A 10,950-nucleotide genomic window follows, 5' to 3' on the forward strand; every position below is an offset into this window, starting at 1 on the left:
CAGCCTTAATCCGGTCTTGTAAACGGCATTCCATTGCCTACCTCCCCGTCGATTCCTATGTTTCCATGCACCAACCCCAAAATCCAAACCCGAAGTCATAACCTCAACGTGCCAAACTGCAAAGTGCGGAATGCACCCGTCGACCGGCGGGAATTCGGGATCGACCTTGACGCGGTTGGCGAAGTTTGGGAAAACCGCCGCGCCGATTCCGCCCCGTCGCTGGTCGAGGAAAACGGGCTGGAAACGGCAGTCCCCTGTTGCTTTGCGAACATTGCAGCAATCGTGCCCGCCACGAAAGGGGAGAGTTCCCGCGGTTTTAGCCAGGAGGGCGCCGTGAAACCAAAGAAGATCCTGACCGCCGGTCCCACGATTTCGCAGCGCGAGATCGACTATGTCGTCGATGCCGTCCAGAACGGCTGGAACGAGAATTGGTCGGGCTATCTGACCCGCTTTGAGCGGAGTTTCGCCGATTATGTCGGCGCTCGCTTTGCCCTGGCGACTTCAAGCTGCACTGGCGCTTTGCATTTGTCGCTCTTGGCGCTCGGAATCGGAGCGGGGGATGAAGTGCTCGTGCCGGAGGTGACATGGATTGCCACCGCCAGCGCCGTGACATACACCGGGGCGAAGCCGGTTTTCGTCGATATCGATCCGGCCACCTGGTGCATGGATCCGGCTGCCGCGCGGCGCGCCATCACGCCACGGACCAAAGCTATCATGCCGGTCCATCTTTACGGCCACCCGACGGACATGAAGGGGATCGACAAGCTGGCTCAAGAATACGGACTGCTAGTGCTCGAGGACGCCGCCCCGGCTCTCGGCGCGGAGATCGAAGGCCGCAAGGTCGGCAGCTTTGGCCACTTGGCGTGTTTCAGCTTCCAGGGGGCGAAGATCATGACCTGCGGCGAAGGCGGAATGCTCGTCACTAGCGATCCCGCTCTCTACGAACGAGCCAGATACATGAACGACCACGGCCGCGATCCGCAGCGGGCGTTCGTCAATACGGCGATCGGCTACAAGTACAAGATGTCGAACCTCCAGGCCGCCCTGGGCCTGGCGCAGCTCGAGCGGATCGAGGAGATGATCGCCAAACGAAGGCAGACCTTCCAATGGTATCGTCAACGGATCGGCGAGGTGCCGGGATTGACATTGAACGTCGAGCGCTTTTGGGCCCGGAATATTTATTGGATGACGTCGATCGTTCTGAGCGACGAACTCTCGGTCAGCCGCGACGAAGTGATGGCCGGCCTTAAGCAGCGCGACATCGATTCGCGCCCCTTTTTCCTGCCGATCAGCAGCTTCCCGATGTTCGAGAGCCGGGCGGCTGAAAACCCGGTCGCCTACCAGATTTCGCACCGCGGCATCAATCTGCCGAGCGGACACAATTTGACCGAGACCGACATCGACCGCATCTGTCGCAGCTTGCTCGAAGTGCTCGGCGTTTCGAGTCAGAAACACCGCGAGGCCGCGTAACGTTCGTCGTTGTAGTAGGCACACTCCATGTGCCGCAACAGCCACGGCACACGGAATGTGCCGGCAACAATCCGGGGGAAATCGGCATGGATGCCGCCTATCACGATCGGGTCGTTTCGACGATCCGCAACCTCAAGATCGCGGCCGCGCGGAGCGGAAATTGGTTTGCCATCTTCGATCGCGACGAGTGCATGACGAGCCTCGATCCAGTCACTTGGCAGGATGTGGATGATCCAGATTCGATCCGTCTCTTGGCCGAATGGCGCTTGGCGGCGCAGAACTCATTCCCGGCCATCTTTCCCGTGACGCTCGATGGGACCCGCCGCTGGCTCATCAAGCAGGTGCTCGAATTGGACGACCGAATGCTATTCTGGGTCAAGAGTCCGCAGGGTCAGAAGATCGGCCACGCGGGAATCTATCGAATCGATTATTCCGAGCGAAGCCTGGAACTGGATAACGTGGTCCGCGGCGTGCCGCGCGTCATGCGCGGGGCGATGGTTTCCAGCGTGCAAGCCATCCTGAGCTGGGCCTTTACGACACTTCAAATGGAAGACGTTTACCTGCGCGTGTTTTCCGACAACATGCGGGCCATCCAGCTCTACGAACATTGCCGCTTTCGCGAAACGATGCGGATGCCGCTGCGCCGCGTGCAAGAAGGCGACGTCGTGCGCTGGCTGGAAGTCGATGGCGACTACCGCAAGCCAGTCGAGCGCTATTTCGTCACGATGCACCTTTCCAAGACGGCCTGGCAAGGAGAATCCGCCGACGAGCTGGCAGCCTGAAGCAAGGGATGAGGGGAGAGGGACGAGGAGTTAGGGAATTACGACCCGTCCCTTTGGACGAATGCGGACCACAATCACAGTGCATTGACGGCTGAACACATGGACCAAGATGCAGCCTCAAACGCCCGTCGCCAGGAAGAACAATGCCCTCGCCCCTCGCCCCTCGTCCCCCGTCCCTCGGCTCAACGCAAGCTCTTGAGCATCATCATGCCGGTGCGGAATGAGGAGGGGAATCTTCCACGGGCCTACGACGAAGTCTCTGCCGTCATGGCCGGGCTGCCGTATGACTATGAAGTGATCCTCATCGACAACGACAGCGGCGACCGCACTGGGCTGATCGCGGCCGATCTATGCAATCGCGACGTCCGTTGGCGATATGTCAAGTTCAGCCGGAACTTCACGGTAGAGGCTTCGCTGGCCGCCGGTTATCGATTCACTCGAGGGGACGCGGCCATCGTGCTGTTCGGCGATCTTCAGGATCCGCCGACGCTGATCCAGGAGTTTCTCCAGAAATGGGAAGCGGGACACGAGATCGTTTACGGCGTGATTCGCCATCGCACGGGCGATCCGCTTTGGAAAGCGTGGTCGGCGCGGATGCTCTACCGCGTGGTGAATTATCTTTCAGACGTCGATATTCCGAACAACGCCACCGATTTCCGACTGCTGTCGCGGCGAGCGATCGACGCGCTCAATCAGCTTGGCGAGCGCAACCGCTACATCCGCGGCTTCTCGCACTGGATCGGCTTCAAGCAGTGCCCGATCGTCTACGACCGCCGACCAAGAACGGCGGGTAAGAGCAAGGCGCCCTTCTTCTACCTGCTCAATCTAGCGGCCAACGCAATTACTTGCTTTTCGATCAAGCCGCTTCAGCTTTTTTCGCTATTCGGATTCCTGACACTTGGCGTGACGATCGTCGTGGCACTCGGTTACGTCGCCACCTATTTTCTCGGCGGCACGGTCCCCGGACTGACGACGATCTACGTGCTGCTCTTGGCGATCCTGGGTGTGATGCTCGTCGGCTTCGGAACGCTCGGCGAATACATCGGCCGGATCTACATCGAAACGAAACACCGCCCGCTGTTCATCGTCGAGCGAACGATCAATATGCCCGACGCGGGCGCACGCGTTGAGCCGCTCTTGTCCGATGGAGCACCGGCTATGGAGCGCCGCGCCGCGTAGTGAACATGCCCCTCGCCCCTCGCCCCTCATCCCTCGACCCTCCCTTCGATCCCGCGCGGTTGCGGCGGACGATCCTCGACATGTCGTATAGCGGCTCGACGGTGCATATCCCGTGTGCCTTTTCCGTTGTGGATATCCTGGCGCTGCTCTATCGCTCGTATCTTCGGCTTGATAGGAGCGATCCGCGCGCTCCTGATCGCGATTATTTGGTGCTGAGCAAGGGGCATGGCGTAATGGCGCAATATGCCTGCCTGAACGAGCTGGGTTGGATTACGGACGACGATCTCCGCTCCTATTTCAAGGACGGCACGCGACTCAAGGGGCTTTCCGACGCGCATGTTCCGGGAGTGGAAGTCACCTCGGGCTCGCTAGGGCACGGGCTGTCGGTTGGCGTCGGATTGGCGTTGGCGGCCAAGCGTCGCGGCAGCCGGCAGCGAGTGTTCGCGATCGTCGGCGACGGCGAGGCGAACGAGGGAGCCATTTGGGAGGCGATCCTCTTCGCGGCCCACGCTCAATTGGACAATTTGATCGTCATCATCGATGCCAATGGCATGCAGGCGATGGGCAGCACGGCTGAGGTGATGGACCTCGGGTCGATCTTGGAAAAGCTGACTGCGTTCGGAGTTGTGGCCCGCGACGTGAATGGCCACGACGAGGCGGCCCTCGCCGCGGCGCTCGACGAGCTGCTGGCAGATCCAACGCCGCGGCCCAAGGGGATCGTCGCCCGAACGGTCAAAGGCAAAGGGGTGTCGTTCATGGAGCACAACAACCGCTGGCACTATACGCGGCTCACGGCGGAGACCCATGCGGCGGCGCTGGCCGAGTTGTAGATTTGTAGCGGAATTCGCCAGAGTTTCGGCGACGAGACCGCGGTCGATCGCCTGAATTCTGGCGAATTCAGCTACGCCCACCCGCGGCCGACGCTGCGAGCGTCGGCGGTCACGGGTTCAGCACAAAACCGAAAGCTCTATGCGAGATGCCTTTTCAAAATGTTTGGTCGAAGCCGGGCGGAGCGATCCGCGCGTCCTGCTGTTGACCGGCGACCACGGCTACGCGCTCTTCGATGACTTTCGCCGCGTGTGCCCAGGGCAATACATCAATGCCGGCGTTGCCGAGCAAAATATGGTCGGGGTCGCCGCGGGCTTGGCCAAAGGAGGATTCCGGCCGTTCGTTTACGGCTTAAGCGCGTTCGTGCCAGTTCGCGTGTTGGAGCAAATCAAGCTCGATGTCTGCTACGAGCAGTTGCCGGTCGTCTTCATTGGCGATGGGGCAGGAGTCGTCTACGGCCAACTCGGCAGCAGCCATCAGAGCACGGAGGATGTGGCGGCCCTGCGCGCCGTGCCGCACATGGCCATTCTTTCGCCGGCCGACGCCCATGAAATGACGTCCGCGATGCGGCTGGCGATGGACTGGAGCCGCCCGGTCTACTTGCGGATGGGGAAAGCCGATCTCGGCGCCGTACACAACGCCCCTCCGCAATTCGATTGGGGCCGGCTCTGCCCGGTGCGGCCCGGGCCCGGGCCGATCGCATGGATCGCCACCGGATCGATGGCGACAACCGCTTTGAAGGTCGCCGCCGATTGGCCGGGCAGTCCGATTTGGAGCGCCCCGTGCATCAAGCCGCTCGACGAGGAGCAGGTTGCGGGGATTTGCCGCGAACACGCGGCCGTCGTCGTGCTGGAGGAACATTCGGTCTACGGAGGGCTCGGCTCCGCTGTCGCCGAAATCGCGGCCAGTCACGCGCCGACATGGGTTTGCCGGGTCGGCATTCAAGACCGGTTTTCCGCGCACTGCGGCGGCTACCCCTATCTAATGCGCGAGCATGGTCTGGATGCCGAGTCGGTCGGCGCCCGCGTCGAACATTTTTTGTCAGATGCAAACATCGTCGGAGCATCACCACGCTCCATTGGTCGTCGAGCGGCCTGACGTCGTAGCGGAATTCGCCAGAATTCCGAATACGAATGAATGACTTGGCCACTGAGTTCTGGCGAATTCAGCTACCGAACCAATTTCAAGCCACTCGAGCGGCCGCATGACGAACGACGACGGAACGACCGGCCGCCAGTCACGGATCGACAGCGCTGCGATCGCGCAGCCGCCGGCATCCAGCCTGCCGAATTTGTCGTCGCGGAGATCGCTTAAGTGGCTCGTGATCGCGATCGTGCTCGTGGCGACACATGGGGCAACGGCCGTTTACTACGCCAATCGTTACGCCCGCGGGGACGTTCGCGTTGGCGACAGGCCGCTCACGCTTGATCTTTCCTTCGACGATTGGGCCGCGGCCACGACCGGGGCAGACTGTTCGTCGTACCTGCGATCGGCGCAAAATGTCGCCGCTCGAAAGGGCGTTACGATCCAAGTGCCCGGCGCAACGCCTCCGCGCACGGCGCCATTTTTCTACTGGGGACCCGGCGCGCCGATGGCGTTTGGATGGTGGCTCAGATTGGTCGGCGGCCACACGATGTTCACGTTTTTCTTGTTCGCGGCGGCCGCGCAGTTGTTCTTCGGTGTGATGGCTGTAGCAACCATTAGCCTTTATACGCGCAACTTCGCCCCGCTAGCGCTGACGGCAATCTGCACCGGATTTTGTCCGCCGCTGCAAACGTGGTTCTACGGCATGAACCTAACGTCGTCAGAGATCGTGTCGCTCATTCCCCTGTCGGTGCTGATTTTCGTCCTGGCAAAAGGATTCATCGCCTTCCCAGCCGTGTCGATCGGCTCGTGGAGAACGATGATCTCATCGCGCGTCTTTGGCTGGTTTGCGCTGGCCGGCCTTCTGATCGGACTTCATTCGTTGGTGCGCGATTCGGGAGCGGCATTTGCCACCTTCATCGCTTGCTTCTTGATCGGACGAGCAGTGCTTGCCGACCGCCGGCGGACGCTGCTCGCCATCGCGACCGCCGCGATCGTGCTGGCGGGCGTCGCCGCCGTTCGCGAACCGGTTAAGCTCTGGAACCAAAGGCGAATCAGCATCTACACGGTTTGCACCAGCAGTCAGGGGGCGATCTGGAGGTACGGACTGTGGATGCGGCACGACCAATACGACTGGTTTCAATCGGCCGGCATCGGCTTCGGAGAGTATCTCGACCCGGACGCGGCAACCCGCGTCGAAGAATTCTATAAAGCCGGTCGCCCGTTGCCGGAGTTGTACTCCCTGCGGCAATTGGCGCAGGCGGTGGCCAAGCGTCCGGCGGATGCGCTGGCGTTCAAAATCTCGCGGCTGCCGGTGCTCTGGCTAGGAACCGATCGCTGGCCCAAAATGCAATGGGGACTGGTCCCGTCGTGGTGCGCTGGCTTCTATCTGCTGTTGCTGGGGTTCGTCGGAATGCGACTCTGGCGCCGGGAGCGGATTCCTGAGCCGGTGTATCTCTACATGCTATTGATCGTGTGTGCTTCACCACTGATTCACTTTGAGTTCCGCTATACGTTCCCCATCTGGAACACCCTGGTGCTCGTGCCCGGATTGCTTTTGGCAACGCTGTCAAAGGTCAGCCAGGATACACCGAACCAAGCCGCCCCGCTCGAACCGGCGGCAGCGGCACGTGTGTACTCCTCGCTCCGCGCGAGGACTTCATCGTTCGGAGCGTGATGACTACTCTTGGTCGCGCCGCGACACTACCTTTTGGCAATACGTCGCATTTCTTGCACGGCCGCTGTTGCCGAAAACCCACGTCCGCTGACCAATGTTAAGGGTCATCGGCGTTGCGCCGCGGCCAGCGTTCGCGCCAATCGCGGAGCGCCCGCTTTCTTGTCGAAAACCGTCGTCTGCGAGTTGCATCCGGGCGAAATCGGCATAGGGTTCAGTTGTCTTTTCGCGCGGCGGTCATCACGTATTTGCCGTTCGGCAATCAGCGACCGCTCGAAGCCGCGATAGGCGCAAATCCATCAGCCGCGCCGTCGTTCCAACTTGGCGTCGCGGAACTCCGCCGCCACCTCCTGGGGATTATTCACCATGCGCTCGTCTCGCCGCTGGAGTGAGAAATCGTCGGATTCGACCCGCGACAACTGTCGTGCCTCGAAATTGCTTTTGGAATCGCTCGAGCCGCGGACGATGCTTGCCGCCAATGTGCTCTGCCAGCCAAACCTGAGCTTCTTCGCCGGCAGCGGCTTCAACGTTTATTCCCCGGCCCAAATCCGAAATGCTTACGGCTTCGATCAAGTCCGTTGGAACGGCGCGGGCCAGACGATCGCCATCGTCGACGCCTACGACGATCCGACCGTGGCGGCCGACCTGCACAAGTTCGATCAACAATTCGGCCTTTCCGATCCAAAGCTGACCGTGGCCAAACTGACGAGCGGCGGCCGAAGCCCGACCTACGACTCAGGCTGGGCGATGGAGATAGCGCTCGACGTGGAATGGGCCCATGCGATCGCGCCGGGCGCCAATATCCTTTTAGTCGAGGCCAACGCGGCGAGCCTCTTCAGCCTTCTTTCGGCCGTCGATTACGCGCGCCATCAGGCTGGTGTCAGCGTCGTTTCGATGAGCTGGGGCGCCGGCGAATTCTATGGCGAAGGGTCGTACGATTCGTATTTCACGACGCCCAGCGGGCACGGCGGCGTGACATTCGTCGCCTCGTCGGGCGACAGCGGAGCACCGGCAAGCTGGCCCTCGATCTCGTCGAACGTGGTGGCGGTCGGCGGCACCACTCTCTCGCTCGGATCCGGCGGCAGCTATGGATCGGAAAAAGGCTGGAGCGGAAGCGGCGGCGGATTCAGTCCGTATGAATCCGAGCCGAGTTTCCAGCGCGGCTTTCAGAACACGGGGCACCGCTCCAACCCCGACGTGGCCTACGATGCCGATCCGTACAGCGGATTCTACGTCTACGATTCCGCCTCGGGCGGCTCTTGGTATGCCGTCGGCGGCACGAGCGCCGGAGCGCCCCAATGGGCCGGGCTGATCGCTGTCGCGAATCAAGGCCGCGCCGCGGCTGGGCGCGCGCCGCTCAGCAGTGCGCTGCAAGCGATCTACAGCCTGGCGAGCGCCGATTTCCACGATGTCACCAGCGGTAACAATGGCTATGCCGCGGGCGTCGGCTACGACGCTGTGACTGGACGCGGCTCGCCGAACGCCATCCTGGTCGTCCGCGATTTGATCGCCTATGGGGCGACGACCACCACGGTTACGCATTCGACGAGCACAGTGACGACCGTCAATGCATCGGGCGGCCGGATGACCAGTGCCGGAGGAACCGTGGACGGCGGGCTTGCCGGGATCGGCGAATCTGGAAGCAGCGTGAACCTTGGTTTCGGCACGGCCGGCCAAGAAATGGCCGTCAGTTCGACGAATGCCCGGGCGACGGGCTCGATCTCTACCTCCAGCACGTCACTCGCCGCCGGATCGCTCTCACGCCATTTGACCGACGCCGCTGGCGACCAAGCGCTGGCCGCAGACTCTTCCGGCCTCGACTTGAAGTTGGCCACCGCGTCGAGTAACGATGATGCCGGTGCCGTCAAGAAGAGTGACGTGCAGTTCTCAAACGGAGACCGCTTCAATTCACTCCCCGAAGCCATTTTCGAACAGTCCCCGCAATCGTCATTCGATCCGCTCGGTGCGATCGACAGGGTCGAACGATTGATCAATCGGTATCTCGAATCGGACGCCGGATTCAACACGGCCGGCGATCGCGGTCTCGACAATGAGCAAATCGACGCCTGCCTCGCGGACCCACAATGGCTGAACGGCGGCGACGTTGGAACGCAGCCCGCGAAATCCGCGAAGAGCGACGCCGGTGATCATCAGAGCGTGCCATTTGCCGCCGCGGCGATGTGCCTCATGATCGAAAGCGGCTGGGGCCGACGGGCGTCCTCCATCGAGACGAACGAGAAGAATCAACGCCGCCATTCGTCGTGAAAACCCGCTTGGTCCAAGGCTCTGCCTGGGACCACACTGCCCGCGAGGCTCTGCCTCGCCATCGGAAAGCCCCGCAAACCCAGCGGGGCCTTTCATGCGCTGGTCTAATGCCGACCAGCCTGATTTGCTTGGAATATTCGGCCGATCTTGATATGATCTAGGCAACCGCCGAACGTCTCAGCCTGATCCGGAAGCTGACGCATTCCGGCTCGTGGTTTAGCGACCGACGGCTCCTGCCTACCTCACCTAGCCCGAAAGGGTCCCACCTATGTTAACGATTCTCGGCCAACCGCAGCGGCATCCGTTTTGTGATGGGATTAAGCGACGCGATTTTTTGAAGATCGGCGGCCTGGCGATGGGGGGAGTGGCGCTGCCCGAATTGCTCCGGGCCGAAGCGGCCGCTGGAATTCGGGGCTCGCACAAGGCCGTGATCATGATCTTCCTGCCGGGCGGCCCGCCGCACCAGGATTTTCTTGATCTGAAGCCAAACGCCCCGGCTGAAATACGTGGCGAGTTTTCGCCGCTCAAGACGAACGTGCCGGGGATCGAGATATGCGAGCTGCTGCCGAAGCTGGCCGGGATGATGGACAAGCTGGTCGTGATCCGTTCGATTGTCGGAGCGACCGGCGACCACTATTCATTCCAGTGCATGACCGGCCGCACTCATCGGCAGCAGCCGCCGGGCGGCTGGCCTTCGATCGGCTCCGTGCTCTCGAAGCTCAAGGGCGCGAGCGACCCGTCGGTGCCGCCGTTCGTCGGGCTCGCGCCGAAGATGGGGCACATGCCCTGGGCCGACCCCGGGCAACCGGGCTTCCTCGGAATCGCCCATGCTCCCTTCAAACCCGAGGGGGACGGCAAAGGCGACATGGTGCTCGACGGAATCTCACTCGAACGGCTCCGCGATCGCCGCGCGCTACTAACCGCATTTGATCGCTTCCGCCGCGACGCCGATTCCACCGGCACGATGCAAGGGATGGATTCTTTCAACCAGCAAGCCCTGGGCGTGCTCACGTCGAGCAAGCTGGCCGACGCGCTCGATCTGTCGAAAGAGGACCCCCGCGTCGTCGAGCGCTACGGCCAGGGCGATCCCAAGAACCGCGATGACGGCGGGCCGAAGCTGATGTCGCATTTCTTGATCGCTCGCCGGCTCGTCGAAGCCGGGGCGCGGTGCGTCACCTGCGCGTTCAGCCGTTGGGATTGGCACGGGCAGAACTTCAAGGCCGCCCGCGAAGACATGCCGCTCTTGGATCAAGGCGTCAGCGCCTTGGTCGAAGACCTGCACCAGCGCGGGCTGGATCGCGACGTATCGGTCGTCGTGTGGGGTGAATTCGGCCGCACGCCGAAGATCAACAAGGATGCCGGCCGCGATCATTGGCCGCAAGTCAGTTGCGCGATGCTCGCCGGCGGCGGAATGCGCACGGGCCAAGTGATCGGGGCCACGAACCGCCTCGCCGAATACCCCGTCCAACGCCCCGTCACGTTCGGCGAAGTATTCGCCACGCTCTACCACAACCTCGGCATCGACATCAACACAACCACCATCCGCGACCTCACCGGCCGCCCGCAATACCTCGTCGACCACGTGCAACCGATGCGGGAGTTGATCTAGTGATGACGCCTTGACTGTGTATTTCATGTGACCATAATAATGGTCATGGCCAAGAAGCC

9 protein-coding genes are annotated in these 10,950 nt (G+C 61.8%); all 9 read left to right on the forward strand.

The features are described 5' to 3' along the window. Positions 1-108: 108 nt before the first annotated feature. The 9 genes from VGY55_01645 (at position 109) to VGY55_01685 (ending at position 10,891) form a co-directional block, all read left to right on the forward strand. Positions 109-1,470 carry a DegT/DnrJ/EryC1/StrS family aminotransferase gene (locus tag VGY55_01645; GenBank protein HEV2968659.1) on the forward strand — a complete coding sequence of 454 codons (1,362 nt, stop codon included), beginning with the start codon at positions 109-111 and terminating at the stop codon, positions 1,468-1,470. Between the two features lie 29 nt (positions 1,471-1,499). Continuing rightward, positions 1,500-2,252, forward strand: a complete 753-nt coding sequence (locus VGY55_01650) for a GNAT family N-acetyltransferase (GenBank protein ID HEV2968660.1) — start codon at positions 1,500-1,502, stop codon at positions 2,250-2,252. Between the two features lie 207 nt (positions 2,253-2,459). After that, positions 2,460-3,431 (forward strand): glycosyltransferase family 2 protein, encoded by a 972-nt coding sequence (locus VGY55_01655; protein HEV2968661.1) that lies wholly within the window; start codon positions 2,460-2,462, stop codon positions 3,429-3,431. Positions 3,432-3,436: 5 nt separating this feature from the next. Beyond that, positions 3,437-4,261 (forward strand): transketolase, encoded by an 825-nt coding sequence (locus VGY55_01660; GenBank protein ID HEV2968662.1) that lies wholly within the window; start codon positions 3,437-3,439, stop codon positions 4,259-4,261. Between the two features lie 139 nt (positions 4,262-4,400). Next, positions 4,401-5,357, forward strand: coding sequence for a transketolase C-terminal domain-containing protein (locus VGY55_01665; GenBank protein ID HEV2968663.1), 957 nt, complete (start codon positions 4,401-4,403; stop codon positions 5,355-5,357). A gap of 106 nt (positions 5,358-5,463) precedes the next feature. Then, a complete protein-coding gene (locus VGY55_01670; protein ID HEV2968664.1) occupies positions 5,464-7,020 on the forward strand; it encodes a hypothetical protein in 1,557 nt (518 codons plus the stop codon). A gap of 215 nt (positions 7,021-7,235) precedes the next feature. Continuing rightward, positions 7,236-7,409, forward strand: coding sequence for a hypothetical protein (locus VGY55_01675; protein ID HEV2968665.1), 174 nt, complete (start codon positions 7,236-7,238; stop codon positions 7,407-7,409). After that, the gene (locus VGY55_01680; GenBank protein HEV2968666.1) at positions 7,384-9,282 is read left to right on the forward strand and encodes a S53 family peptidase; all 1,899 of its coding nucleotides are present in this window, start codon (positions 7,384-7,386) and stop codon (positions 9,280-9,282) included. Before VGY55_01675 ends, VGY55_01680 begins: the two co-directional genes overlap by 26 nt. A gap of 268 nt (positions 9,283-9,550) precedes the next feature. Next, entirely contained in the window at positions 9,551-10,891 is a 1,341-nt protein-coding gene (locus tag VGY55_01685; GenBank protein ID HEV2968667.1) for a DUF1501 domain-containing protein, read from the forward strand. Positions 10,892-10,950 lie beyond the last annotated feature (59 nt).

The organism is Pirellulales bacterium, assembly GCA_035939775.1.
GTDB lineage: Bacteria > Planctomycetota > Planctomycetia > Pirellulales > DATAWG01 > DASZFO01.

Coding starts and splice junctions, on each gene's coding strand:
- VGY55_01680 (HEV2968666.1), top strand. CDS start 7,384: ATGCGCTCGTCTCGCCGCTGGAGTGAGAAATCGTCGGATTCGACCCGC.
- VGY55_01655 (HEV2968661.1), top strand. CDS start 2,460: ATGCCGGTGCGGAATGAGGAGGGGAATCTTCCACGGGCCTACGACGAA.
- VGY55_01665 (HEV2968663.1), top strand. CDS start 4,401: ATGCGAGATGCCTTTTCAAAATGTTTGGTCGAAGCCGGGCGGAGCGAT.
- VGY55_01660 (HEV2968662.1), top strand. CDS start 3,437: ATGCCCCTCGCCCCTCGCCCCTCATCCCTCGACCCTCCCTTCGATCCC.
- VGY55_01685 (HEV2968667.1), top strand. CDS start 9,551: ATGTTAACGATTCTCGGCCAACCGCAGCGGCATCCGTTTTGTGATGGG.
- VGY55_01670 (HEV2968664.1), top strand. CDS start 5,464: ATGACGAACGACGACGGAACGACCGGCCGCCAGTCACGGATCGACAGC.